The sequence below is a fragment of the Lysinibacillus antri genome (assembly GCF_003977595.1).
Taxonomy (GTDB): domain Bacteria; phylum Bacillota; class Bacilli; order Bacillales_A; family Planococcaceae; genus Ureibacillus; species Ureibacillus antri.
This window is the reverse complement of record NZ_RYYR01000013.1, coordinates 58,279-84,197: the sequence shown is the minus strand read 5'-3', so window position 1 is coordinate 84,197 and position 25,919 is coordinate 58,279. Positions and strand designations below refer to the sequence as shown.

Annotated in this window: 23 protein-coding genes and 1 pseudogene; 7 read left to right on the top strand and 17 right to left on the bottom strand. The window is 36.8% G+C overall.

The genetic code is table 11. The features are described from left to right. Nucleotides 1-86: 86 nt before the first annotated feature. Both EK386_RS11290 and EK386_RS11285 read right to left on the bottom strand, forming a co-directional pair. Nucleotides 87-638: pseudogene (locus tag EK386_RS11290) on the bottom strand (ABC transporter substrate-binding protein); the annotation flags it as partial. A gap of 381 nt (nucleotides 639-1,019) precedes the next feature. Beyond that, entirely contained in the window at nucleotides 1,020-2,135 is a 1,116-nt protein-coding gene (locus EK386_RS11285; RefSeq protein WP_126659272.1) for an S-layer homology domain-containing protein, read from the bottom strand. A 399-nt stretch (nucleotides 2,136-2,534) separates the two neighbouring features. On the opposite strand from EK386_RS11285, the gene EK386_RS11280 reads away from it, so the two are divergent. The 3 genes from EK386_RS11280 (at nucleotide 2,535) to hpaB (ending at nucleotide 7,454) form a co-directional block, all read left to right on the top strand. Continuing rightward, entirely contained in the window at nucleotides 2,535-2,834 is a 300-nt protein-coding gene (locus EK386_RS11280) for an ArsR/SmtB family transcription factor (RefSeq protein WP_126659292.1), read from the top strand. Nucleotides 2,835-2,846: 12 nt separating this feature from the next. Continuing rightward, nucleotides 2,847-5,303, top strand: a complete 2,457-nt coding sequence (locus EK386_RS11275; RefSeq protein WP_126659271.1) for a heavy metal translocating P-type ATPase — start codon at nucleotides 2,847-2,849, stop codon at nucleotides 5,301-5,303. A 699-nt stretch (nucleotides 5,304-6,002) separates the two neighbouring features. Further along, nucleotides 6,003-7,454 (top strand): 4-hydroxyphenylacetate 3-monooxygenase, oxygenase component, encoded by a 1,452-nt coding sequence (gene hpaB / locus EK386_RS11270; RefSeq protein ID WP_126659270.1) that lies wholly within the window; start codon nucleotides 6,003-6,005, stop codon nucleotides 7,452-7,454. Between the two features lie 173 nt (nucleotides 7,455-7,627). Here hpaB and EK386_RS11265 read toward each other — a convergent pair whose 3' ends face one another. Together EK386_RS11265 and typA are read right to left on the bottom strand one after the other, a co-directional pair. Continuing rightward, nucleotides 7,628-7,930 carry a YlaH-like family protein gene (locus EK386_RS11265; RefSeq protein WP_126659291.1) on the bottom strand — a complete coding sequence of 101 codons (303 nt, stop codon included), beginning with the start codon at nucleotides 7,928-7,930 and terminating at the stop codon, nucleotides 7,628-7,630. A 119-nt stretch (nucleotides 7,931-8,049) separates the two neighbouring features. Next, the gene (gene typA, locus EK386_RS11260; RefSeq protein ID WP_126659269.1) at nucleotides 8,050-9,891 is read right to left on the bottom strand and encodes a translational GTPase TypA; all 1,842 of its coding nucleotides are present in this window, start codon (nucleotides 9,889-9,891) and stop codon (nucleotides 8,050-8,052) included. Between the two features lie 143 nt (nucleotides 9,892-10,034). Here typA and EK386_RS11255 point away from each other — a divergent pair, with 143 nt between their 5' ends. Then, nucleotides 10,035-10,220 (top strand): DUF5325 family protein, encoded by a 186-nt coding sequence (locus EK386_RS11255; RefSeq protein WP_126659268.1) that lies wholly within the window; start codon nucleotides 10,035-10,037, stop codon nucleotides 10,218-10,220. Nucleotides 10,221-10,384: 164 nt separating this feature from the next. Here the strand turns inward: EK386_RS11255 and EK386_RS11250 are convergent, their stop codons facing one another. Both EK386_RS11250 and EK386_RS11245 read right to left on the bottom strand, forming a co-directional pair. Then, nucleotides 10,385-11,176, bottom strand: coding sequence for an inositol monophosphatase family protein (locus tag EK386_RS11250; RefSeq protein ID WP_126659267.1), 792 nt, complete (start codon nucleotides 11,174-11,176; stop codon nucleotides 10,385-10,387). Nucleotides 11,177-11,316: 140 nt separating this feature from the next. Then, nucleotides 11,317-11,514 (bottom strand): YkzI domain-containing protein, encoded by a 198-nt coding sequence (locus EK386_RS11245; RefSeq protein ID WP_126659266.1) that lies wholly within the window; start codon nucleotides 11,512-11,514, stop codon nucleotides 11,317-11,319. A 118-nt stretch (nucleotides 11,515-11,632) separates the two neighbouring features. On the opposite strand from EK386_RS11245, the gene EK386_RS11240 reads away from it, so the two are divergent. After that, the gene (locus tag EK386_RS11240) at nucleotides 11,633-12,259 is read left to right on the top strand and encodes a YktB family protein (protein WP_126659265.1); all 627 of its coding nucleotides are present in this window, start codon (nucleotides 11,633-11,635) and stop codon (nucleotides 12,257-12,259) included. Between the two features lie 345 nt (nucleotides 12,260-12,604). Here the strand turns inward: EK386_RS11240 and EK386_RS11235 are convergent, their stop codons facing one another. After that, nucleotides 12,605-12,883: a UPF0223 family protein gene (locus EK386_RS11235; RefSeq protein ID WP_126659290.1), complete on the bottom strand. Its 279-nt coding sequence runs from the start codon at nucleotides 12,881-12,883 to the stop codon at nucleotides 12,605-12,607. A 20-nt stretch (nucleotides 12,884-12,903) separates the two neighbouring features. Then, nucleotides 12,904-13,863 (bottom strand): NAD(P)H-dependent flavin oxidoreductase, encoded by a 960-nt coding sequence (locus EK386_RS11230; protein WP_126659264.1) that lies wholly within the window; start codon nucleotides 13,861-13,863, stop codon nucleotides 12,904-12,906. Nucleotides 13,864-14,007: 144 nt separating this feature from the next. Between EK386_RS11230 and EK386_RS11225 the strand changes: the two genes are divergently transcribed. Further along, a complete protein-coding gene (locus EK386_RS11225) occupies nucleotides 14,008-15,477 on the top strand; it encodes an aminotransferase class I/II-fold pyridoxal phosphate-dependent enzyme (protein ID WP_126659263.1) in 1,470 nt (489 codons plus the stop codon). A 111-nt stretch (nucleotides 15,478-15,588) separates the two neighbouring features. On the opposite strand, the gene EK386_RS11220 is transcribed toward EK386_RS11225, so the two are convergent. The 8 genes from EK386_RS11220 to EK386_RS20640 all read right to left on the bottom strand — a co-directional run bounded on the left by EK386_RS11220 (nucleotide 15,589) and on the right by EK386_RS20640 (nucleotide 23,586). After that, on the bottom strand, nucleotides 15,589-16,266 hold the full coding sequence (locus tag EK386_RS11220) for an LrgB family protein (RefSeq protein ID WP_126659262.1): 678 nt from the start codon (nucleotides 16,264-16,266) through the stop codon (nucleotides 15,589-15,591). Beyond that, nucleotides 16,241-16,660 carry a CidA/LrgA family protein gene (locus EK386_RS11215; protein WP_126659261.1) on the bottom strand — a complete coding sequence of 140 codons (420 nt, stop codon included), beginning with the start codon at nucleotides 16,658-16,660 and terminating at the stop codon, nucleotides 16,241-16,243. The genes EK386_RS11220 and EK386_RS11215 overlap by 26 nt, the downstream gene beginning before the upstream one ends. Nucleotides 16,661-17,162: 502 nt before the next feature. Next, nucleotides 17,163-18,152, bottom strand: a complete 990-nt coding sequence (locus tag EK386_RS11210; RefSeq protein ID WP_126659260.1) for an agmatinase family protein — start codon at nucleotides 18,150-18,152, stop codon at nucleotides 17,163-17,165. A gap of 5 nt (nucleotides 18,153-18,157) precedes the next feature. Then, a complete protein-coding gene (gene hutI, locus EK386_RS11205; RefSeq protein ID WP_126659259.1) occupies nucleotides 18,158-19,414 on the bottom strand; it encodes an imidazolonepropionase in 1,257 nt (418 codons plus the stop codon). Then, on the bottom strand, nucleotides 19,414-21,090 hold the full coding sequence (gene hutU / locus EK386_RS11200) for a urocanate hydratase (RefSeq protein WP_126659258.1): 1,677 nt from the start codon (nucleotides 21,088-21,090) through the stop codon (nucleotides 19,414-19,416). Before hutU ends, hutI begins: the two co-directional genes overlap by 1 nt. A gap of 65 nt (nucleotides 21,091-21,155) precedes the next feature. After that, nucleotides 21,156-22,676 (bottom strand): histidine ammonia-lyase, encoded by a 1,521-nt coding sequence (gene hutH, locus EK386_RS11195; protein WP_126659257.1) that lies wholly within the window; start codon nucleotides 22,674-22,676, stop codon nucleotides 21,156-21,158. Nucleotides 22,677-22,805: 129 nt separating this feature from the next. Further along, complete coding sequence (hutP, locus tag EK386_RS11190) at nucleotides 22,806-23,249, bottom strand: histidine utilization transcription antiterminator HutP (protein ID WP_126659256.1); 444 nt, start codon at nucleotides 23,247-23,249, stop codon at nucleotides 22,806-22,808. 187 nt (nucleotides 23,250-23,436) lie between these two features. Beyond that, complete coding sequence (locus tag EK386_RS20640) at nucleotides 23,437-23,586, bottom strand: helix-turn-helix transcriptional regulator (RefSeq protein ID WP_342774254.1); 150 nt, start codon at nucleotides 23,584-23,586, stop codon at nucleotides 23,437-23,439. A gap of 325 nt (nucleotides 23,587-23,911) precedes the next feature. Between EK386_RS20640 and EK386_RS11180 the strand changes: the two genes are divergently transcribed. Then, nucleotides 23,912-24,301, top strand: a complete 390-nt coding sequence (locus EK386_RS11180; protein ID WP_126659255.1) for a hypothetical protein — start codon at nucleotides 23,912-23,914, stop codon at nucleotides 24,299-24,301. 444 nt (nucleotides 24,302-24,745) lie between these two features. Here EK386_RS11180 and EK386_RS11175 read toward each other — a convergent pair whose 3' ends face one another. Further along, a complete protein-coding gene (locus tag EK386_RS11175; RefSeq protein ID WP_126659254.1) occupies nucleotides 24,746-25,861 on the bottom strand; it encodes a M20 metallopeptidase family protein in 1,116 nt (371 codons plus the stop codon). Nucleotides 25,862-25,919 lie beyond the last annotated feature (58 nt).

Sequence of the window (25,919 nt, the reverse complement as noted above, 5' to 3'; positions counted from 1 at the left end):
GACATTATTTGAAAAGTGCCTATGGCACTCTTACCATTAATGTAAATTAATACGGTTAGCTATTGTAACTAGTAGTGTTCTTTGTAACCGTCCGCAAAGGCAGTAGAAATATTCGCAAAATCAATATTTTGAATTAACTCTAAATCAGCATGTGGATCAATACCGTGTTTCTTCAACACGAACTCCCCAGCCATTTGAGGCATTCCACCTTTTCGCTGTCCTAGGAATGTAGAACCCTTTAACTGATCCCATGTGAAATTCTCAATTTTTTCACGAGCAACTAAAAACGTACCATCTGTTTGTGTTAATTGCGCAAAGTTTTTAATTGGGTCATTGGCACCTTGAGCAGAAACGTAAATCGAAGTTTCGGATCCCACTAGTGCAATATCAATACCATCTGAAAGGAGCGCGGTCATCGTCTTATCTCCACCAGCAACAGTTGCTAAATCAACTTTTAATCCTTCTTCCTCAAAGAAACCTTGAGAAATAGCTACATATTGAGGTGCATAAAAAATGGAGCGCGTAACTTCACCGACCTTTACCTCTTGTAGCTCCTCATCACCACCACAAGCAGCCAAGATGAGAACCCCAAGAGAAGCAACCAAAACAAGCAAACTAGACTTCACCCACTTCTTCAATGCTCCAACCTCCTTTAATCGTTCTTATACCTAGAGTAGATTATGCATAGGAAGAAAAATGTGTGAATACCTAGAAAAGCGAAGAATACTCGCCCAGCTCTGAAAACAACTGGAGAAACCTGACAAGTGTGCTTACACGCGCAGACAGGTTTTGAAGCGCTCGAGGGCCTAACGCGCGGAACTAGACATCTAGAAAAGTGGAGGCGGCTCGCCCAGCTCCGACAGGCACTGGAGACTTTCGACGAGGCATGCTTGCATGTAGAGGAGGAAGTTGAAGTGACCGAGGAGCTAGCCGCCGGAACTAGACATAGAAAAGTGGAACGCATTCGCTAATAATAAAAAAGATTCCCTTCTCATTAGAGTTGGGAATCTTTCTTTTCGTTAATTACCGGTCATCGCTGAAGTGAACATTTCTTCTGAGTTTTCTTCATCCTGAACGATGTTATAAATTTTCCATGTTCCATCTTCTGTTTTCTTTAAAAATGCATTTCCTGAAATATCGATCGTCATTTCAAAAGACATGTCTGGTTCACTCATCGAAATATGAACCTTTAAATTGTCTACGCGAACCTCTGCAAAACGCTTATTTAAAGAAACAAGATTACTTGAATGCTCCCCTACTTGTACCATCGAAATGGAGCCCTCCGAATTTTCAGGGTCATCTAGTAAAGATAGGCTGTCTAGTGAGTATGCTAAATAATAACCTATTGTTGTTTCGCGATAAAGAGCTTCTAATGCTTCTAAATTTTGTTGTTCAGAGTATAGTAATTCTTCTGTGACATTGCGATCAACAGTTTGAATCACGGCAAGCTCATCATCAGTTGTTCCAGGTTCTTGATGTAACGCACGATCAATCAGCATGACAGCATGTGAACGTAAAGCGAAATTATTCGGTTTGAAAGTATCACCATACCCTTTTACAATTCCAGCACCTGCTGTTTTCGCAATTGCTTCAAATGCGTAATTTTTTTGAGGTACATCTTTAAAAGGCGTTCCTGTTGCTGAAAAATCAACCGTTGACTGGAATGCACGATAAATCATCACAGCCATTTGAGCACGTGTAATTTTTTCATTTGGTTTAAAGCTTCCATCGTCTTTCCCTGCAACAATCCCTCTGCTGCTCGCAATTTGAACATAGTCATAATACCAAGCAGATGGTTTTACGTCCGGGAACGATTTTTTAATCCCACCACTTGTTAAATTCATTGCACTCACTAACATTTTTGTAAATTCTGCACGAGTGATTGTTTTATCTGGTTTTAATAAAATTGATGTATATTCATAAACTTCGCCATCTTCTTCATAAACCTCAGTTTCTTTAAAACCATCTAAAAGATCTGCATACACGAATCGTTCAAATTCTTCATATGCCATATGATCGTAATCGACATCCTCAAAGAAATAATGATCTATTGGTTTTTCTGCCGCAAAAGCAGGTTGAGCAGCAAAAAGTCCACAAGTAATAAGTAAAACTATAAAAATACGAACTGACTTCAATTAATTACCCTCTCTTCTTATAAATCTCTTACAAGAAGATATTACTTGAATTAACTTCACTTAGATATTGCAAAAATTATGGAAAGGTCCCTTTTTAATGGTAGCTTTCCTAAATCTATATAAAGTGAAACTTCAATCCGTGGGGGTTTTCTTCATCCCCCACGGATTGTTAGTTGAACCAATCGGGCGCATGCCAGCAGTTGATCTCCCACCTATCCTTTTTGTTTTACTTAAGTCTTGAGGTGGGAGTCTTTACTGCCCGTTAATGCGGGATAAATAAACTTTCAGAAAATATTGACACACATATTAGCAAAAACTAATATGATAACAATAAAACATATTAGTTATCTCTAATATGAAGGGGGTAAGTTCGTGCAAAGTCAAAAAGCGGATATCGATATGAAAATTAAACTAATCCATGGATTTTCGAATAAAACAAGGATACAAATTCTTGAATGTATTAAGGACGAGGAAAAAACGGTGTCTCAAATTGTTGAAGAAATAAAGGGAAATCAATCAAACATTTCACAACATCTTGCCTGTTTAAAGGGCTGTGGAATTATTATTGGGAGAAATGAAGGGAAATATATATTTTACAGTTTACGAAACCAACATATTAGAGACTTATTAACGATGTTCGATGTTGTTCTAGAAGATGTTGAGAATGATGTTGCATGTTGTGAGCGCCATATAGATTAGGAGGGGATTACATTGACTAACCAATGTTGTAATTCACATAAAAATTCAGAGAAAACTTGCTGCAGTTCTACTGTCCAATCAAGTACAAAACAAGAGAAATCAAGTTGTTGTAATCATAATGAACAACAAACAGTCAGTACCATCTTGAATTCTAATCCCTCCGTTGAAACTATGTCGTACAGGGTTCACAGCATGGATTGTGCTGCTTGTGCCTTAACCATTGAAAAAGGATTGAGTAAGCTAAAAGATATTGATGAAGTAAAGGTTAATTTTAGTACAGCGAAAATGCAGGTAGCCGCAAGCAACGCTGATGCCTTTCTCCCAATCGAAACGGAGATCCAAAAACTTGGGTATTCTGCGGAGCCTTTAAATAGTAGAGGAAATTTTAAGACATATGAAATTGCAGGAATGGATTGTAGTAGTTGTGCCAAAAGTATCGAAAATCATTTAAATACCAATCCCGCTGTAAAAAGTGTTAGTGTGAATTTCTCTACAGGAAAAATGAAAATTGAACATTCTAATACCGCTGAAGACATTATTGCAGAGGTTTCTAAAATTGGTTATAAAGCATCATTACCAGTAAATAAGCAATCTTCACCAAAAGCAAAAAATAAAAACGGAAATGCTTTAGTTATGTTGTCTGGTGCTTTAATTGCACTCGGCTTTATCGGATCATTCAGTGATATATCACCGTTGCTCTCCACAATTCTTTACGCCATTGCCATGGTGATTAGCGGATATAAACCCGCTAGAAGTGCCTTTTATGCCATCAAAAGTCGTTCACTTGATATGAATGTACTGATGTCAACTGCTGCTATTGGAGCTGCTTTAATCGGTGAATGGCTTGAAGGTGCTACCGTTGTATGGTTATTCGCAATCGGTAACTATCTCCAAACGAAATCGATTGAACGTACGAGGGATTCCATTCGTAATCTAATGGACCTAGCACCTCCCGAAGCTTGGGTGAAGGTTGATTCAGATCTTATTAAAAAATCGGTTGAAGAAATAAATATCGGTGACATAATCGTTGTGAAACCAGGTGAGAAAATTCCATTAGATGGTGAAATCATTCTCGGTGAATCCAGTGTGAATCAGGCTCCGATTACCGGCGAATCCATACCTGTCGATAAGTCAATTGGTGATTCTGTATATGCCGGAACAATCAACGAACACGGCTCCCTTGATATTAAGGTAACAAAATTAGTGGAAGATACAACGATATCAAAAATTATTAACTTAGTGGAAGAGGCTCAAGAACAAAAAGCACCTACTGAAGCTTTTGTCGATAAATTTGCTAAGATTTATACACCGATTGTTTTCATTTTAGCTTTGGTTATGATGGTGCTACCTCCCCTATTCAGATTTGGCACTTGGGGAGAATGGTTTTATAAAGGTTTAGAACTACTCGTTGTCGCTTGTCCTTGTGCTTTAGTTATTTCTACCCCTGTCGCCATCGTTTCAGCTATTGGCAACGCTGCAAAGAATGGTGTGTTAATTAAAGGTGGAACGTTCCTAGAAAAAGCAGGTACTATTACTGCTATTGCATTTGATAAAACTGGTACTTTAACTGAAGGAAAGCCAAAAGTATCAGATACCAAGACATTAACAGGATCTGAAGGTGAATTACTTTCCATCGCCTTAACACTTGAAGATCATTCAACACATCCCATTGCTAAGTCGATTGTTGGATATGCAAACAAAAAAGGCATTCCACCTAAACACGGTGAGTTATTCAAAAATATAGTTGGTAAAGGGGTTCAAGCGACAATTGAAGGTGAAATTTATTACGCTGGTAATCCAAAGTTATTCGAGGAACTTCATATTTCTTTAGCCGAAGTGAAAAAATATGTTCAAGATATACAGAGTAAAGGTAAAACAGTCGTAATTATTGGGACGAAACATTCAATTATCGGGGTTATTGCCGTTTCAGATACCATTCGTGAAACGTCAGCATCTGCTTTAAACGCTTTAGAACAAAGTGGCGTTCAGCAAACGGTCATGTTGACGGGTGATAATGAAGGTACTGCCAAATTGATTGCTTCAGAAGCGAATGTTCATCGTTATTTCGCAGAATTATTACCAGAGGATAAAGTTGATGCTATTAAGAAATTACAAAATGAAGGTCATCATGTGGCAATGGTTGGAGACGGTATTAATGATGCCCCAGCACTCGCAACAGCAGATTTAGGAATTGCTATGGGTGGTGCTGGAACAGACACTGCAATGGAGACAGCGGATATCGTTTTAATGGCTGATAATCTTGATAAACTTCCTCATACAATGAAGTTGAGTAGAAAAGCGTTAACAATCATAAAACAAAATATTTGGTTCTCGATCATTATTAAAGCGGCTGCACTTGTCTTAATTTTCCCTGGATTTCTTACACTTTGGATGGCTGTACTAAGCGATACAGGTGCTGCATTAATCGTTATTTTAAATTCAATCAGATTATTAAAATTTAAAGAATAGATATTCCAAGAGATGTTTCTGAAAAGAGACGTCTCTTTTTTGCGTTAAACTTTACGTTACCTAAAATAAAGTGAAACTTCAATCCGTGGGGGTTTTCTTCATTCCCACGGATTGTTAGTTGAACCAATCGGGCTTTTACGGGCAGTTGATCTCCCACTTATCTTTTTCGCTTCACTAAAATCTTGAAGTGGGCGTCTTACTGCCCGTTAATGCGGGATAAAGCATTCACAATCTCTTCTAAGCTTTTATTTTCAACGCTAAATTCCTTTAAAGCTATCGCTCACGATGGTCCGTTCGTACAACAAAAAAATCCTATGCTCCAATCTACACTAAGTAGGCAGCCTTTGCTCTACAATCAAATTTACTACTTCGATCCATCACTGAAATATCACCATTTCTTTTTGTTTATAATACAATATTGTAGGATATTTTCCTCATCTTTATTGTAATAATTTACCTGTATCAAAAGAGAACATAAGTGACACTCCTTACCCTTCAAGAACTACTTAGGAACATCCATAAAGGTAAGCTGGGGCTAAATACCAATAAATGTACGATCAGTTCAACTAACAAAAAGAAGGAGATGTGCGAAACCACCACTGATTGAGGTTTTCAACTTTTTTGTATATTCCTTTTATTCGTAGACAATCATGCGTGTCAAATTAAATTAAATAATAATTATTAGGAGTGGCGTATCGTATGGGTGCTATTAATGGAAAAGAGTTTATTAATCGAATTAATCAGTTGAACAACGAGGTTTGGTTAGATGGTGAAAAAGTTGAAGGGTTAATTTCCAATCATCCTGCCTTTAAAGGAATTATTCAAGAAAAAGCCGCACTCTATGATTTACAGCTAGATCCCAATTATAAAAGTAGCATGACTTTCATTTCGCCTGAATCCGGGGATCCGATTGGGCTATCTTATATGCAACCAAAAAGTAAAGAAGATTTACTAATAAGACGGAAAATGTTTGAACAATGGGCAAAACAAACTTCGGGAATGATGGGGAGAAGTCCTGATTATTTGAACACCGTATTAATGGCTTTTGCCTCTTCCGCTAGCTTTTTAGATGGAAAGGAAAATTGTTTTCCACAAAATCTTATAACATTTTATAAAACTGCTAGAGAAAAAGACTTATCGTTTACACATACATTTATTAGTCCACAGGTAAATCGTTCGCAAGTTTATATTGAAAATAGTAAAGAACCCATTGCAGCGAAAATTGTTGAAGTTACTAATGAGGGGATTGTCATTAAAGGTGCACGGTTACTTGCTACACAAGGTGGACTAACCGATGAAGTTTTAGTTTTTAGTGTCGGAAAATTTTTATTTAATGAAGAAGAGGCATTTGCATTCTCAATCCCATCAAATACGAAGGGACTAAAATTTATTTGCCGAGATACTTTTATTGGAGGTACTTCTCAGTTCGATCATCCATTAAGCTCCAGATTCGAGGAAATGGATACTATTGTCGTATTTGATCATGTGTTAGTTCCCTGGGATAGAGTATTTTATTTCAATAATAGTGAAGTAGCAGAAGAATTTGTTAATCAAAGTTCGTTTCATGCTCTTGCTAAACAACAAGTATTAACGAGACAAATTGTAAAAACTGAGTTTATTTTAGGAGTTGCACAGCTACTAACTGAAACAATTAATGTAAATGAATATCAACATATACAAGAAAAAGTATCAGAAATCATTACTGGTCTAGAGACAATGAAGGCCTTGCTAGAAAAAGCAGAAAATAACGCTTCGATTGATGAGCATGGGGTAATGCGTCCGGATATTACTCCCCTAAATGTCGCAAGTCTTATTTTCCCCAAAATGTATCCTCGTTTTACTGAGATTGTTCAAATAATTGGTGCAAGCGGAGTGATTACTATACCAACCGAAAAGGCTTTTCATTCAAGTATAAAACTCGATCTAGAACAGTACCTTCAAGGAGCAACGAAGTCAGCTGAAGATCGAGTAAAGATATTTCGTTTAGCCTGGGATTTAACGATGAGTTCATTTGGAACAAGGGAAACACAATATGAGCGGTACTTTTTTGGGGATCCTATTCGAATAGCTAGCGATTTATATAAGAACTTTCCTAAAGAGCAATATGTAAATCATGTTAGTGAATTTTTACATTTGAAAAATTCGTTATAACTACGGTAGGAGTTTGGCTAATATCCGCTACAGTTTGGCTAATAACTGCATGTATTTGACTAATATCTCCTACAGTTTGGCTAATATTTTAAAAACCTTTCCTCTAGTAAGTATGAATAATCAATAAAAAAGCCGATTCACTTAAGAATCGACTTTTTTTCTACTAGTTGGTATTAACTTGCGCTTCTTTCTTCTCGTTTTTCGCGCCATAATCTTGTTTTATAAATAATTAAAATTAACGCGGCTACAATAAGGCCTTCGATCATTGGTAAGAACAATGCTAAAAACGTTAGGACGATACACCCTACGAAGAGGAAAATATAAATAATGATATTCTTTATTAAAGGTAAGTCATTTTTAGCAAATCCAAGTTTAAATACAAGTGCACATAATAAAAATACAAGAATAAAAACTACCCAACCTGCAGCTTTATCACTCGGCATGTTCTCGTAAATAAAACGTGTTATCTGAGACATTTTACCAAAGACAAACTCACTTTCCTTCGCATTCGTAGGTGCAGCTTGAACAAAATTTAAAACTCCAAACAAGTCCACCTTCCACAACACCTTTCATCATTTCCCCAGCTACCAATTAATTATTCAGCGAACTTTTTCTTTTTCGCTTGTTTTTCACGTTCATTTTTATCTAGAATCTGTTTACGTAAACGAATTGATTCTGGAGTTACTTCTAAATACTCATCATCATCTAAAAATTCTAATGCTTCTTCAAGTGTTAAAATTTTCGGACGTTTAATAACATTTGTAGCATCCTTTGTTGCTGAACGGACATTTGTTTTTTGTTTCATTTTCGTAATATTAACAGTAATATCGTTGTCACGGTTATTTTCCCCAACGATCATACCTTCATAAATTTCAGTACCTGGTTCTACAAACAGTGTACCACGGTCTTCGATTTGCATCATACCATAAGTTGTCGCTTTTCCTGTCTCCATTGATACAAGTGCACCTTGGTGACGACCACCAACGCGTCCAGCAACAACAGGTTGATACGAATCAAATGTGTGGTTAATGATACCAAAACCTTTTGTTAACGACATGAATTCTGTTGTGTAACCAATTAATCCACGGGCAGGAACCATGAAGATAATACGAACTTGTCCATTTCCTTCATTGATCATGTCTAACATTTCACCTTTACGGTTACCAAGTGATTCAATGACTGAACCTACTGATTCTTCTGGTACATCGATTTGTACGCGTTCGATTGGCTCACATTTTACGCCATCAATTTCACGGATGATTACTTGTGGTTTTGACACTTGTAATTCATAACCTTCGCGACGCATGTTTTCGATTAAGATCGATAAGTGAAGTTCTCCACGACCCGACACAACCCATGCATCTGGAGAATCCGTATCTTCTACACGAAGAGACACGTCTGTTTGTAATTGTGAACGTAATCGCTCTTCAATTTTTCTAGAAGTGATCCATTTACCTTCACGACCTGCAAATGGTGAGTTATTTACTAAGAAAGTCATTTGTAAAGTTGGTTCGTCAATGCGAAGTGGTGTTAATGCTTCTTGGTGGTCAACTGGACAAACTGTTTCCCCAACGTTGATTTCTTCCATCCCAGAAACAGCCACTAAATCACCAGTGTATGCTTCTTGAATCTCTTCACGTTTTAAACCGAAGAAACCAAATAATTTTGTTACACGGAAGTTTTTCACAGAACCATCAAGCTTCATTAAAGCAACTTGTTGTCCCACATGAATTGTTCCACGGAATACACGACCAATACCGATACGACCAACAAAGTCATTATAATCAAGTAATGCTACTTGGAATTGTAATGGTTCTTCACGCGTATCTACAGGAGCTGGAATTGATTCGATAATTTGTTCAAATAAGCACTGCATGTTCTCTTCTTGTTTTGCTGGGTCTGAATCAAGTGATGCTGTACCATTTACGCCTGACGCATAAACAACTGGGAAATCTAATTGATCTTCATCTGCACCTAATTCAATTAGTAAATCAAGAACTTCATCCACAACTTCTTCTGGTCTTGCTGAATCTTTATCTACTTTATTTACTACTACGATTGGCGTTAATTTTTGTTCTAATGCTTTTTTCAATACAAAGCGAGTTTGTGGCATACAACCTTCATATGCATCAACTACTAAAAGAACGCCATCTACCATTTTTAAAATACGTTCTACTTCTCCACCGAAATCGGCATGTCCTGGTGTATCTAGGATATTGATACGTGTACCGTTGTAATTTACTGCTGTATTTTTCGCTAAGATTGTAATCCCGCGTTCACGTTCTATATCATTTGAGTCCATTGCTCGTTCTTCTACATGTTCGTTCGAACGAAATGTACCTGATTGTTTTAATAATTGGTCTACCAATGTTGTTTTACCATGGTCTACGTGTGCGATAATTGCAATATTGCGTAAATCTTCGCGTAACTTTGTCATTATTCCACTCCACATTCTATTTTCTGATTAACTGTGTTATTATAGCACAAGAAGAAGCTCATGTCTTTTTCATATTTTAGCAATTTCGACATTCTTAATAAAAAAATTTTCTTTTTCTACATAAATAAGGAGGCTTATGTCAAATGAACAAGGCAAAAATGGTGATGTTTATTTTTGCAGTGGCAGCAATTTTGTCGATGATTTCAATAGGCTATGCAATCGCAATTAAATCCGTTATAGCCGCAATCGCAGGACTTGTTGCATTATGTGTTGTAATGATGACAGGATTCAAAATGAAACGCAAATTTCAAAATCAAGGGTTACTATAAAAGCGAAAGAACGCTCGCGAAAGCTCTGACAACAGGTTGTATCCTTATCATTCCACAAGTGATTATTAACATTCATTTAAAAACAAGATTTCATGCCATAGTCAACTAAAAACCGCAAAGGGGCGTTCGAAAATCACTTTTCGTACGCCCCTTTGCGGTTTGTTTTATTTTTCTTCAATATAATGTTCCAATATTTTTTGGTGGATTGATGGATTCGCAATAATAAAAGTATCAGGATTTAAAAAGTCGAAATATTCCCCTTTTAGATTCGTTGCAATTGCGCCTACCTCTTTCGCTATCACAGTTCCTCCACCGATATCCCAAGGCGATAAACACATTGATATGTAAGCATCTAGTTTACCGCTAACAACAAAAGCGATTTCCATAGCTGCTGAACCATAGGAACGCGTACCTCTTATCGTATGAATTAATTCAATCATTTTCTCGTGATTTAAATACGAATTGGGCGTAACCCAGCTTGCATTAATACCAATAATTGCTTCCTCAATCTTTAATGGCTGAAGTTTACGCATTGGGGAGTCGTTATACCATGCCCCCTTACCTTCGATTGCATAAAATAAATCTTCTCGCATCACATCAAATATGTATCCTAGTTTTCCAATACCATCAACGAAAAATCCAATAGTTATAAAAAAATGGCGGTGTTGTTTGACAAAATTCATCGTCCCATCAATCGGGTCAATTATCCAAACAGGACCTTCGAGTGAATCCACTTTTTCACCCATACCTTCTTCCCCGATGATTTTATGAGTTGCATCGAATGCTTTGATTTTTTCAATAAAGAAAAGCTCTGTTTCCCGATCAATATTTGTCACTAAATCATTTGCTCCTGATTTTGTTTCAACTTTTAAATCGTACGAAAACGCATCACGAATTCGCTTTCCTGCTTCAAAAATCATTTCTTTTGCGTATTGGTCAATTCGTTGTATGTCCATTTAGCCCCCACCTTTTTAACAAACATCCATTCTACTTTAAGAACTTCTGTCGTATTCATGTACCCTTTCTTTTGATTATAACAAAAATCACTTGCAATCCGATATCGGAGCAAGTGATTTTTTAAATTATTATGAAAATTTCAAACATATGCGTGAAGACCGTCTAATTCGTCTTGTATCTCTTTCAATCGTTTTTTACTCTTTTCCATCTCTTTTGAATCTTTATCTTGCATAGCGGCATACAGTGACGCAAGTTCATAATCCAGCTCTAAACGTAGAACTTGTTCATATTGCTTTTCAATATCAACTTTACGTATAATTTTAATCATCTGTTTCATAATAATTCACTTCCCTTTCATTTTTTAAAAATTTTGGTCTCATGAATGGTTTGTTACAAAATTTTTCCCAAAAAACAGATAAAATAAACATGTAATCGAAAGATAGAGGTGTTTCTCCATGAACAATGTAAATTGGACAAGTAACGACTTTAATGTTTTTGAAATTGACGGTCTTGAACAACGTATGGATGCATTATCTACAATTGTTCGCCCAAAATTTCAAATTTTAGCTGAAAAGTTTTCAAATTATTTTAGTGTCAATACTGGTGAAGAATTTTTTCCACATATCGCAAAACATGCGAGAAGAACAATCAATCCTCCTAAAGATTCTTGGGTAGCATTTGCACCATACAAACGTGGTTATAAATCGCTTCCTCATTTTCAAATTGGACTTTGGAATACACATTTATTCATAATTGTTGCAATTATTTACGAAGCACCTCAAAAATCTCAAATGGCTACTCGTTTATTAGAAAATATTCATATTTTTAACGAGTTACCTGAAGATTTTATTATTTCGGGTGATCATATGTCACAAGACGCAATTCTTTTAAAAACAGGTCGTGAAAAACAGCTTGAACCGTTGTTAGTCCGATTACGTGACGTCAAAAAAGGTGAATTTTTAGTAGGACGCCACATATCCCGTGATGAAGCAATTAATCTGTCATCTGATCAGTTTTTACAATTAACTGAAGAAACATTTGAAGCATTATTGCCCATCTACAACATTATTACTGGTAAATAGGAAAAACAGTAGATGTTTGCGCAAGCTTAAATAACTGTTGAGGCTAACACAAGGGAGTTTTTTTCCTTTGGTACAGCCCCAGGGTTGTCGAAGAGCTAGTAACTATATAAAGGGAGTGGGAATTTTTGAATTTTCCACTAACTTTTAGTGTGTTGTATAATTAATATGCACAAAATACAACTAAACATTACATATTTCTACTGTTAATTTGTTGTTTTTTAAATTTTTATTTAATATTTATTATTGACAAGCAGAAATTCTTAAAAACTTACTACTAAAAATTAAAAATAGGACTTTTTTACAATTAAACAATAATTGCAAAAAAGCCCTTTTTGTATGGGTTGTTTAATTTTTATTTAATTGAACTAATTGACTATTTTCTAATTCCTTTGTTTTTTTCACAACTTGATAGCTTACATATCCACTAACTTCCTCAAACTCGCGGAATAATGTTTTCTCTTCTGCTTTTGAAGGGACAATTTCTTTAAAGCGACGATATCTAGCTAAAATATCTTCCCGTTTAATCCCTTTCTCATAGGCTTGTTCAATTCCTTCAAAAAATTTAATTACATCAATAATCTCTTCTGTTGACCAGTCTGGCAAAATTGGATATGAATATTCCATCACTACACCTTCTCCTTCAGTTATTGTCCCCATTTTAGCCTTAACGATTGTGCTTCTGCAACCATCCGCCCAATTAGTTCTTCTACAGTAGGAACATCTTTAATCAATCCTACGACTTGCCCTGCCCATCCAAATCCATTTGAAGCGTCACCATCATGTATAAACTTTTTATTTGCCTTACCACTAATATGTTCTTTTAACGCTTCATAAGTAGGTGAAATTTTTTCAATTTCTAAAATTTTTTCAGTAAAATCAGTCCGTAAAACACGAGCAGGAGAACCTAGCGACCGTTTAATAATGGTCGTATCTACTTCCGTACTATTTACTATTGCCTCAATATATTGCGCTGATGCATGGACGCATTCCTTTGTTGCTACAAAGCGGGTTCCCATTTCGATCCCTTCTGCCCCTAGCATATGTGCGGCCATCCAGCCACGACCATCTCCAATGCCTCCTGACGCAATAACAGGAATTGATACACTGTCTACAACTTGTGGAACAAGAACCATCGTACTTACATCATCACGTCCTAAATGTCCTCCTCCTTCATGCCCGACAACCATGACTGCATCCGCTCCAAGTTGCTCTGCCTTTTGTGCTTGTCTTTTTGAAGCGACTAACACTAATTTTTTAATATCAGTACCTTTTAATAGTTCAAAAATAGGCGTTGGATTGGCCCCGGTAAGTGAAACTACAGGTACTTTTTCTTCCATTACAATCTTTAATTTCTCTTCATGTCCCTGACCGTAATGACCAAATGCAAAGTTTACACTAAATGGCTGATTTGTTCTTTCGCGTACCTTTTGAATTTCTTCTCTAAGCATTTCAGGTGTTTCCAAAGTCATCGCAGTTATTTGACCCAGTCCCCCAGCATTTGAAACGGCTGCTGCTAAATCTGAGTACCCTAAATACGCTAAACCTCCTTGTATAATCGGATATTTAATATTTAATAATTCCGTAACTCTTGTATTCCAATTCATGAAGTCATCCCCTTTTTTCCATTTCTATAAAACTAGTTTCGCTAATTTAAGTAAATTTCCTTTAATTAATTATGGTCATAACCTTCAATAGGTGCTATAATTCATTTTGTTTTGTAAATTACATAAAGTGAGGTGGTACCTGCGTTGTCACAGTTAGAGACTCCATTGTTCGACGTATTACTCAAACATCGAAACAGACATCCTATACAATTTCACATTCCTGGACATAAAAAAGGACAGGGAATGGATCCAGCGTTTCGCGAGTTCGTCGGCGACAACGTTTTATCAATTGATTTAATTAATATTGCTCCACTAGATGATCTACACTCACCAAAAGGCGCAATTAAAGAAGCACAAGCACTTGCAGCTGAAGCCTTTGGTGCTGACCATACATTTTTTTCCGTCCAAGGTACTAGTGGCGCCATAATGGCGATGATTTTAACCGTCGTCGGTCCAGGTGATAAAATATTGGTACCACGGAATGTTCATAAATCAACAATGTCTGCAATTGTTTTAGCTGGTGCAATTCCAATTTTTATTCACCCAGAAGTTGATGTAGAGTACGGTATTGCCCATGGTATTTCAGCAGAGTCTGTAGAAAAGGCTTTAGCAAAATACCCAGATGCAAAAGCTATGCTAGTAATTAACCCAACCTATTTTGGTTTTGCTACAGATTTAAAACGTATTGTGGATATCGTTCACGCGCACAATATTCCTGTTATTGTTGACGAAGCGCATGGCGTTCATATTAAGTTCCATGATGAAATGCCAATATCGGCAATGGAAGCTGGAGCTGATATGGCTGCAACAAGCGTTCATAAACTTGGTGGTTCCATGACAGGAAGCTCGGTATTAAATGTACGTGAAGGATTAGTTTCAGTAAACCGAGCACAATCCATTTTATCTATGTTAACGACAACTTCAACATCGTACCCACTTTTAGCTTCATTAGATACTGCTAGACGTCAATTGGCGGTCCATGGGTATGATTTAATAGATAATGCGATTCGCCTTGCAAAAGACGCAAGAAAACGAATTAACAAGATTCCACATTTAAAAGTAGCAGGAAGAGAAATACTTCATTCTTCAGCTACCTATGATATGGATCCAACGAAACTACTTATTAGTGTAAAAGATCTTGGTATTACAGGCCATCAAGCAGAAGAATGGTTAAGATTAAATGCAAATATCGAAGTAGAATTATCCGATCTTTATAATATCCTTTGCCTTATTACTTTAGGGGATACGAAAAAGGAAATTAATTTACTGATTAATGCACTCCAAAGAATGTCAAATGCATTTGAATCGGATGCGACAGTAAAGGAAACAAATGTAAATGTTCCGGATATTCCTGCTTTAGCAATGTCACCAAGAGACGCCTTTTACGCTAGTACAGAAGTAATAGATTTTGATAAGTCTGCTGGGTATATTTGCGCAGAATTTATTATGGTATACCCTCCAGGAATTCCAATTTTCATTCCCGGGGAAATAATAACTGAAGATAATATTGAGTACATTAAAATGAATATTGACGCAGGATTACCTGTTCAAGGCCCTGAAGATAGTAGCTTGAAGACAATTCGTGTCATTAAAGAGAGAAAACCAATTTATTAATGTGCACCTATAAATCCTTTTCAGACGAATAAAGCATTCTAGTTCGAAATAACTAGAATGCTTTTTATTTTGGTGCCTGGCACGCAAACAATTCTGACAATACTATACAATTTAAAAAAAGATCATAACAAAAATCGGACATAAAATTGCTCCAACGATTGCACTTAACCCCATTGCAAGAGAACCCATTGATAAATCCTCTTCACTATAATCCCTTAACTTTGAAATACCCACTCCATGACTTGCACTTCCCATCGAAATACCTCTACTAATGGGCGATTGGATTTTCCCTAATTTATAAACGAATGGTCCAAATAAAGCACCACCAAAACCAGCAATCATTACTAAGACTGCTGTTAACGGCGGAATTCCGTTAATTGTTTCACTTACTTGCATCGCAATAGGTGTTGTTAATGATTTGGGTAAGGCTGTTAAAATAAGCGATTCATCGAGTTTAAAAATCCTTAACATAAAATAAATCGTAAAGAGCCCACTGATCATAGCAATGAATATTCCTGAGATGATTGTATATTTATATTTGCTAATTAAATGGCGTTGGTTGTACAAAGGAAAGGCCAACCCTACGACAGCTGGTCCCAATAAATGCTGAATATATTGACCACCTTCCATATAATCAGCGTATGGAATATCAAATGAAAGTAAAATGATCACTAATATAATGGTCGTTGTCAAAAGAGGCAATAGAAATGGGTATGTATATTTTTTATATAATTGATTCATTATCAAAAAAATGACAACCGTACTAATGATGAATATGACTGCTTTCAATTGCCCCTTCCCCCTCTCGATCCTTTTTTTCTTTTACCGCTAATTCCTTTTTCTCTATTTTCTCACTCAATGTACTCGTAATAAATATTGTAAACATGGTACTAAGAAAGACTGCTATCATTAATATAACCCCGTGAAGAGATAGCAACTCTGGGTAATCAATAATCCCAATCATCGGTGGAATAAAGAATAACGTCATGAAGGCAAGTAAAAACCCCGCACCTTCACGAATGTAATCTACTTTAACTAGCTTAAATTGTAGACATGCGGCTAATAAAATTAATCCGATAACACTGGCAGGTAATGGCAACCCTGTATAATGGACGATTAATACGCCCATATAATAAAAAATATATAATATGATAATTTGTAAAATTGTTCGGATTATTCTCATTGTTAAGGCAAAAAAAGGCACTACATTTATGGTTGTCTTCCTTAATTGCCATACACCCCCCCTAAAAGCTATTTTACGCCTAGGAAAAACGACTGTCTACGAATAACAAAAATATCAGATTGAAGTTTAGTAGAATTTCGTTATTAATTGTTGGATGAGATCGGATGGAAGCTAAATATTGTCCGTTTTTCTTAATTAAATACTCCCATAACAACACTCCTTAATAGTAATCTCTCTTTCTTTGTTACTATTAAGCACGTTCATATTCAATAGACTTTAAACCTGTAGTAGATTATTTTTTGCGGAATGTATGTTTTATTTCCTAATCAACGAGCTTGCTCTCTACAATCGAAAAATAAAAAACAAGGATTGAATAGCAACATTCAATCCCTGCTTTTACAAGTACTACATAATCCCTTATATACTTATTCTAGAATAAAGCTAATTTTGAAAGGATACTAATATACCAAAGCTATCCCATTGTTCGAGTAAATAATCAATATCAAACCCTTTTGAATTGCCTAGTCTGTAAAATACACCCTGTAACAAATTGTAACCATGCATATACCCCAGTCTTAACTGTTTGGGCAACCGCCGAATCTTTGCTAGGGTCTAGACAAACAAAATCAATATGCTGTACATTAGGATGCTTTCCGATTTCAAGTAAACTATCAAACAGTTCAATCGTTGTCATACCACCTGGGGTAGACGCTGGTACACCCGGCGCAACTGATATATCAAGTACATCCATATCAACAGTGACGTAGATACGATCAACTTTTGTTGCTAATTGCTCAAGTGCTCCTTGAATTGTCTTGATCAGCCCCTGCTTACGTGCTTGCTTTAATGTCACCATCTGAATATTATGTTCGTTCGCATAATCAATCAGCGGTCTCGCATTATAGTAGCCATGTAAACCAATATTAACGACATTCTCGCCCTTGACAATATTCCCATCAATTAATTGCCTAATTGGTGTTCCGTTTGCCGGTCCTAATTCTTTTGGATCTCTCACATCAAGGTGGGTATCAAGCTGCAAGATTCCGATTGTTTCATTAAAAAAAGCTTCTTTAATTCCGCGAACAGCACATGCTGTTGTGGAATGGTCGCCACCAATCATACATGTAGTTGTACTTGGATAATGTTTTGCTAGATAAGTAGTTGTATCTTGAATCCGTTGATGTGATAAAAGAATATCTGTCGTATGCATTGCTACATCTCCAGCATCTGCTACTCTATAGTGGACTAGATCAACATTTTCGTCCAAATTATATGTAGCAAAACCTTTCCAATTTCGTCGGAACTCTGTTGGATATAAGGAAGCTCCGGAAACACTAATCGAAGATCTCGAAATGGGTGCACCGTAGAGAATCATATCAGGCGTATGTTTTATGTTGTTAAGTTGTTGAACCCAATGATGAACATAAGTTGGTTGATTTTCCTCAGGATGATTCCAAGACCATTCAGGAACTTGAAGCCAATGCTTACTCATACTACTTACACCACCTTTATCCCTTTTTTCCATACAGATTTTACATGGTTCACACCAAATAAATATTGCAGTTCCTGATAATTTTTCGTTTTCCATAGCACGATATCCGCTTGTTTCCCAACTTCAAGCGACCCCACTTGTTCCTGTCGGTTGATTGCACAAGCTGCATTATAGGTTGCTGCTGTTAATGCTTCTGCAGGAGTAAGTCGCATAGATATACAAGCCAAATTCATAACAAGTGGCATTGATGTTGTTGGTGAAGATCCTGGATTGCAATCCGTTGAAATTGCTACAGCTACACCCTCGTCAATCATTTTTCTTCCTGCAGCTGCTTCCTCTCGTAAATACAAGGCTGTTGCAGGAAGTAAACAAGCAATTGTTCCTGACTTCGCCATCGCTTTAATACCTGCTTCTGACGCTTTTAACAAATGTTCGGCTGAAATGGCCCCTATTTTTGCAGCTAATTCTGCTCCTCCATAAGGCTCAATTTCATCTGCATGAATTTTCGGAATTAACCCAAAGCGTTTTCCTGCTTCTAAAATGCGCTCAGATTGTTCAGGTGTATAAACACCTTTTTCACAAAACACATCATTAAATTCTGCCAGTTTTTCCTCAGCTACTACTGGTAACATGTCTTGAATAAGATGGTCGACAAATTCATCCTCACGCCCTTTATATTCTGGTGGTACAGCATGGGCACCCATAAATGTTGGAACGATATCAATCACATGTTGTTCTTGTAGCTTTTTCATGACGCGCAACTGTTTCAGTTCGGTTTCAAGATTCATCCCGTAACCACTTTTTCCTTCAATAGTTGTTACACCATGTGCTAGAAATGAGTCAAGGCGACGTGTTGTTTGCTTAATTAGCTCATCTTCTGTTGCTTCTCTTGTCATACGGGTTGTCGCATGAATTCCGCCACCCGCGTTCATAATATCCATATAAGTCGCACCTTCAAGGCGCATTTCAAATTCACGCTCACGACTCCCCCCATAAACAACATGTGTATGGGGATCCACTAATCCTGGAGTGACTAAATGGTTCTTGGCATCAACAATTTCTGCTTCATGTAGCTTTTCTGAATAGCGTTTTTCAAGCTCTTTCGTTGTCCCTACAGCTTGAATAATTCCATCTTCAATCCACAAGCTGCCATCTTCGATTAAACCTAGATTAGACATAGCTTCTTTGGTGCGTGGACCCTTTACATCAGAAGCAAGTGTCACTAATTGTGCAGCATGTTTAATCCAGAGAGGTTTTGTCATTACTGATCAGCCCCTTTATCAAGCATTGGCATCTTGATCCCTTTTTCACGTGCAGTTTTCTTTGCAAGTTCATATCCAGCGTCAGCGTGACGAACGACACCCATACCTGGATCTGTTGTCAATACTCGCTCAATACGTGCCGCTGCCTCTTTCGTACCATCTGCAACAATAACTACTCCTGCATGTAATGAGTAACCCATTCCTACTCCACCGCCGTGGTGTACAGAAACCCAAGTAGCGCCGCCAACTGCGTTTACCATTGCATTTAGAATTGGCCAGTCTGCTACAACGTCTGATCCGTCTTTCATAGCTTCTGTTTCACGATTTGGTGAAGCAACAGATCCAGAATCTAAGTGGTCACGACCGATTACAACAGGTGCTTTTAGTTCGCCGCTTGCCACCATGTCATTTATGATTTTTCCGAAACGAGCACGTTCACCATAGCCTAACCAACAAATTCGGGAAGGAAGACCTTGGAACTGTATTTTTTCTTGCGCCATACGAATCCAGTTGCATAAATGTTCGTTATCACTAAATTCACGTAAAATTGCTTGGTCTGTTTTATAAATATCTTCAGGATCTCCTGACAATGCTACCCAACGGAAAGGTCCTTTTCCTTCACAAAATTGCGGACGAATATAAGCTGGTACGAATCCTGGGAAGTCAAATGCATTTTCTACGCCCTCATCTTTGGCAACTTGACGAATATTGTTTCCGTAGTCAAAGGTAATTGCTCCTTTTTCCATCATCTCAAGCATTGCTCTTACATGTGTTGCCATCGATACTTTTGAAAGCTTCACATATTCTTCAGGATTCGAGCTTCGTAAAGACGCTGCTTCTTCAAGTGACATCTTTGAAGGAACGTAGCCATTTAGCGGATCATGAGCAGATGTTTGGTCTGTCAATACATCAGGAATGAAGTTTCTTGCAATCATTTCAGGAAGAATATCTGCTGCGTTACCTAATAAACCAATGGATAACGCTTTTCCTTCTTTCTTCGCCTCTTCAGCCAACTGAATAGCTTCATCTAATGTATACGCTTTTACATCTGTGTAACGAGTTTCAATTCGGCGGTCAATTCTTGTTTCATCCACTTCAATGGCAATACATACACCACCATTCATTGTTACGGCAAGTGGCTGTGCACCACCCATTCCACCTAAACCTGCAGTTACAGTGATAGTACCTTTAAGAGTATTATTGAAATGCTGCTTCGCTAACTCCGCAAATGTTTCATACGTTCCTTGGACGATGCCTTGAGATCCAATATAAATCCAACTACCCGCTGTCATTTGTCCATACATTATTAAACCTTTTTTATCAAGTTCATGGAATGTTTCCCAATTTGCATAAGCTGGTACAATGTTAGAATTTGCAAGAAGAACTCGTGGTGCATCAGTATGCGTTTTAAAAATAGCTACTGGCTTACCGGATTGTACAAGTAAAGTTTCATCACTTTCTAATTCTTTAAGTGATTTAACAATTGCATCGAAGGATTCCCAGTTACGTGCTGCCTTTCCAATTCCACCATATACAACTAAATCTTCTGGTCTCTCCGCCACATCTGAATCTAAATTATTCATCAACATCCGAAGTACGGCCTCTTGTTGCCAGCCTTTCGTATTTAGTTTTGTTCCTACATAACGAATAACTCTATTGTTACTTGTTGCTTTCATATTAAATTCCCCCTAATAAATTTATACTTTTTACAATTTATCCTATGTTTTCTTTATAAAATTTCTTAACAAGTAGCGTTTTTATCTTTACAATTACTAAACTGGAAAGATTCAATCTTTAACCAGGTATTCATCGCTTCAATATCCTTAGAAAATACTCGATCGGCATGAATAAATGGAACAATTTTTCTAGCATTTTCTAAAAATTTGCGTGTAGCAGAAGCCATTTTATCTTTCCCACGAATTTCTGCAGCTTGTAGTCCACAAATGGCTTCAATTGCTAATACTCGACGTGTATTTGTAATCACTTGATATGCATGTCTTGCCCCAATCGTTCCCATACTAACGTGATCTTCTTGGTTCGCTGATGAAGGAATAGAATCAACACTTGCTGGGTGTGCCAAAGTTTTGTTTTCAGATACAAGTGATGCTGCCACATACTGCATGATCATCGCCCCTGATTGTAAGCCTGGTTCAGGACTTAAAAACGGTGGTAAATCATTTAATTGTGGATTTACGAGTCGTTCAATTCGGCGTTCTGATATGTTTGCTAGTTCCGCTACGGCAATTGCTAAGAAATCCATGGCAAATGCAATCGGTTGCCCGTGGAAATTACCACCAGATAAAACTTTTTTACCATCGTCGAAAATTAACGGATTATCAGTAGCAGCATTCATTTCGATTTCCAATTTTTCTTTCACATAGTTTAATGTTTGCCATGTAGCCCCATGTACTTGAGGAATACAACGAATTGAGTATGCATCTTGTACACGAAGTTCTCCCTGCTTTGTTGTTAAAGAACTATCTACTAAGTACGAACGCATACGTTCAGCTACTTCTACTTGCTCTCTATAGCCACGAGCAAGATGAATGTCTTCGTCAAATGCATCAATAATACCACGCAGTCCTTCTATTGTAGCGGATGCAATTAGTTCTGTTTGGTAAGCTAATTTTTCTGCTTCCAAGTAAGCCACAACACCCATTGCTGTCATCGCCTGAGTACCATTAATAAGAGCTAAACCTTCTTTTGCTGTTAAAGTAATCGGGAAAATGGCTTCTTTCCTTAATGCATGTATTGCAGATGTTTTCTCGCCTTTATAAAAGACTTCTCCTTCACCAATTAATACTAAGGCCAAATGTGAAAGTGGAGCTAAATCACCACTAGCGCCTAGTGATCCTTGCTGAGGAATTACCGGATGAATACCGGCATTTAGTAATTCTAGTAATCTTTCAATGACAACAGGACGTACACCAGAAAAGCCCTTTAATAATGCATTTGCTCGAAGGAGAATCATCGCGCGTGATACAACTTCTGGAAAAGGTTCCCCAATCCCACAGGCGTGGGAACGAATTAAATTTAGCTGCAGCGCCTCAACATCATCTTTGCCTATAAACACATCACTGAATTTTCCAAATCCCGTTGTAATACCATAAACAATTCGCCCTTCGGAAACGATTTTTTCAACCGCTTTTCGACTTTCTTGAACTTTTTTCATGCTCTCTTCGGAATAAGTAACTTTTTCTCCCTTAAATAAAACTTTTTGTACATCTGAAAAAGTAAGCGTTTGACCATTTAATATAACCATCTTTTCTTCTCCCTTCAATATCCTTTAGTTAGGTAAAGTCCCAATAAAAAAAGGAGACTATATCTAAGAAATCACTAAAAAAGCGATTTCTTGATATAGCCCCCTATTAACTAAAATACTATGGGCATATTATATGTGATTAATACCTAAACCAATTGTTTCGTGCTCAGATCCTTTAATAGGTGCGCCAATTGTTCCATATAAGGAAACGGCAATCCAATCGCCTTCATGCTCGCTTTCATATGGGTTTCCTCGTAAAACCGCAAATGATAAGCCAACTGTTCTTAGTACCGTTCCAATCTGTACTTGACCTCTTGTTACCCCATTCAACGCTTCAATAATCGCATGGTATAATGCATGTGATTCACGATAAATGTCCGGATGAATAACTCCACTTTTCTTAGCTGCTGTTTCAATTGCAGCAACTACCTTATGCGCATCCATTGCTCCAACTTTTCCTGTACAACTCTTCCAATTCAACTGTTCAAGTGTTGCCAGATATTCAGTAGAATTATCAGAAAGTAAAAGTAAGATAGCGTGTTTACCAATACGACGATCTTTAATTAATGCCATTTAAACAACTCTTTCTCTTTTCTAAATAACGTAGGGTAGTTAGCTGAATTCTCTAATGTCTAATAGCTATTTTCATTGTAAACGCTTAAAAAAAGAGTGTCAACGAGAATTTTCCAAAGTTAACGAAACTAGTTAATTGTAAAGCTAATAATAGATTATAGTGTAGTTTAGTATTCGTAGCACTTTTTTATATTCTAGACCGACGTGTTAATGGTGTGCATGCCTCTAGCTGCTTGAACTTGGCATTAATATACGTTTGATGCCAATAATCTGTTAACCGTGAAATTTCTTCTAGCGGTAAATCCGTTTCCTGTAAAACGCGTTTAGCTTCCCGAATTCGTACTTAGTGCACCTTTTATCTTTGGCGAGTATATTAACAACTTAATAGAACATTTTCAAGTGCTTGAACATGGTATACATATATAATGCAACGTAATGATTACTATAAAAGTATTTCCTTCACCTAAATAATTGATAGTTTAATTTTCAAAAGGATAACAACTCAAACGTTGAAAGATTAATAATTTCATACCGTAGAAATTAATCCATTAGTTTGCATGCTATTTTTTGTAAACATTTGTTCATTCTCCGTTCATATTCGAGAAGTACATTATAGATGATTGATTTAAAAACAATGATGAACAAATGGAGGAAAATTTTGTATGAATAAAAACAGTAAAACTCTGTTACGATTTGCAGGAGTTTTCGGGTTGATTGGAGCAATATTAGGCGCACATATGGCCGGTTCTGGTTCGTATGCATTTCGTCCAATTCATGCACATATTCTTGTCGTTGGTTGGTTAACCCTTTTCGGATGGGCTGTTTTTTATAAGGTTTTCCAAACATCCGAGACGATTTTAACCAGGCTACATGTTTGGACTGCAATAATAGGATCTGTTGGTTTAACACTTGGTATGTGGTTATACATGGTTAAACCATTTAATCTACCTGAAGGAATAACGCTAATTTTTTATATCGTTGGTGGGGTTACATTGCTTGCAAGCTTCTTCTTGTTTTGCCTAATAACGTTATTTATTAAGGAAGAAAAATAGGTCTCTTCGAATCATATTAGTAATCCATTGTATAATTATTCATTTCTAAAAAAAATAGAGGATTATACATATCATCAACTAATATGTATAGTCCTCTATTTAAATTGAATTCTTGTATGTGCAGTGATCGAGATATAAGAAAAGTGTAATGGTATCAACAAATTCAGGATCATTATAGGTTGTTGGTGTAAGGAATTTCGTTATACTATATTCCCCGCACCAAGCTTTTACAACATGATCAATCATTTCTGGAATATGTGTACATAAATGATTACGAACTTCCTAGTCATAGCTACGCATATTTCCGCTTAATGTTGCTTTTTCTAGAATTACATAGTCGGAATGGTCCTAACTTTATATAATCAGCATTTAAATTTATATAAATGCCACAAAATTTATTGTTTTAATGAAAATCTCCAAACCACTCTGACATTTTCTCTAAAATTACAGTTGAACTAATCCCTTGAATAGTTCAACTCCCGATTCAATAAGTTCATCACGGAAGTCGTACTCATAGGTATGAACATGCGGATAATCTTCTCCATTCCCAATTAGACAAAATGCACCTTTTGTTAACTTTGTAAAGTGACCAAAGTCTTCAGAACCACGAAAAGCTTCTTTCAGTTCAATTAATTTCATTTCCTTGGATTTTGCAGCAAAACGAATGTTATCCGAACTTTCTTTATGATTAAACGTTTCCGGGAATTCATCGTTGTAATGGAAGCTTACTTTTAGCCCAAATTGTTCGGCCTGCGCTTTTGTAAAGTTTTCAAGGTTTTCTTGAAGACGGTCTAACTCTTCCTCGTACAGAGCGCGTATTGTCATACGAAGATTCCCTTGTGAAGCAGCAATACCGAATGCTTTTTCACCTACATCAATTTGTACAACTGTGCACAAAATTAGACCTTTATTTTTTTCTGGAGAGGTGAATTCAGGAATTGCTCTGAGAATATTTCCGATTGCGAAAGATGGGTTAATACCTGTTTCTGGCTGACTAGCATGAGCAGGAGCACCTTCCAAATGAATCGTCATTCCTTTAGATGCACACATTATCGTTCCATCCATAATTCCTACAGTTTTGTAAGGGATACCACTCATATTGTGGTAGGCATAAATTTCATCAATATTGTGTTCTTTAATGAAATCAACACATTGAATCGCTCCATCTCCTGTTTCTTCAGCGGGTTGGAAGAGGAAAAATATATTTTTATCTGCACCCTCTTGATCAATTTCAAGGGCAAATCCTGCCAGTGTTGCTGAATGGCCATCGTGACCACATTTATGTGCTCTCCCAGGGAATTGAGAAGCCCATGGAAGATCAATGACTTCATCCATTGGAAGTGCATCAAATTCTGCTCGGAATGCAATATTTAGCTTATCCGTTCCTGCGCGATAAATCGCATAAAACCAATTTCCTTTATCTACAATTTCTAAATTTGTATTTGTTTTTAAGAAATTCATCAAGTGTTGTTTTGTCCAAATTTCTTCGTTCGAAAGTTCAGGATGCTGATGTAACTCATGTCGTAATTTAGTTGCTAATTGGTAATTTTGACTTTTCAATTAAGTAATCCCCCTATAATCTCAATTCTTTCATCTAGCTCATTTTTCTACTTAATAC

Excerpts from the sequence above, each read along its gene's own strand:
- EK386_RS11280 (WP_126659292.1), top strand. The coding sequence starts at position 2,535 with ATGAAAATTAAACTAATCCATGGATTTTCGAATAAAACAAGGATACAA.
- hpaB (WP_126659270.1), top strand. The coding sequence starts at position 6,003 with ATGGGTGCTATTAATGGAAAAGAGTTTATTAATCGAATTAATCAGTTG.
- EK386_RS11265 (WP_126659291.1), bottom strand. The coding sequence starts at position 7,930 with ATGTCTCAGATAACACGTTTTATTTACGAGAACATGCCGAGTGATAAA.
- typA (WP_126659269.1), bottom strand. The coding sequence starts at position 9,891 with ATGACAAAGTTACGCGAAGATTTACGCAATATTGCAATTATCGCACAC.
- EK386_RS11255 (WP_126659268.1), top strand. The coding sequence starts at position 10,035 with ATGAACAAGGCAAAAATGGTGATGTTTATTTTTGCAGTGGCAGCAATT.
- EK386_RS11250 (WP_126659267.1), bottom strand. The coding sequence starts at position 11,176 with ATGGACATACAACGAATTGACCAATACGCAAAAGAAATGATTTTTGAA.
- EK386_RS11245 (WP_126659266.1), bottom strand. The coding sequence starts at position 11,514 with ATGAAACAGATGATTAAAATTATACGTAAAGTTGATATTGAAAAGCAA.
- EK386_RS11240 (WP_126659265.1), top strand. The coding sequence starts at position 11,633 with ATGAACAATGTAAATTGGACAAGTAACGACTTTAATGTTTTTGAAATT.
- EK386_RS11235 (WP_126659290.1), bottom strand. The coding sequence starts at position 12,883 with ATGGAATATTCATATCCAATTTTGCCAGACTGGTCAACAGAAGAGATT.
- EK386_RS11230 (WP_126659264.1), bottom strand. The coding sequence starts at position 13,863 with ATGAATTGGAATACAAGAGTTACGGAATTATTAAATATTAAATATCCG.
- EK386_RS11215 (WP_126659261.1), bottom strand. The coding sequence starts at position 16,660 with ATGAGAATAATCCGAACAATTTTACAAATTATCATATTATATATTTTT.
- EK386_RS11210 (WP_126659260.1), bottom strand. The coding sequence starts at position 18,152 with ATGAGTAAGCATTGGCTTCAAGTTCCTGAATGGTCTTGGAATCATCCT.
- hutI (WP_126659259.1), bottom strand. The coding sequence starts at position 19,414 with ATGACAAAACCTCTCTGGATTAAACATGCTGCACAATTAGTGACACTT.
- hutU (WP_126659258.1), bottom strand. The coding sequence starts at position 21,090 with ATGAAAGCAACAAGTAACAATAGAGTTATTCGTTATGTAGGAACAAAA.
- hutH (WP_126659257.1), bottom strand. The coding sequence starts at position 22,676 with ATGGTTATATTAAATGGTCAAACGCTTACTTTTTCAGATGTACAAAAA.
- hutP (WP_126659256.1), bottom strand. The coding sequence starts at position 23,249 with ATGGCATTAATTAAAGATCGTCGTATTGGTAAACACGCTATCTTACTT.
- EK386_RS11180 (WP_126659255.1), top strand. The coding sequence starts at position 23,912 with ATGAATAAAAACAGTAAAACTCTGTTACGATTTGCAGGAGTTTTCGGG.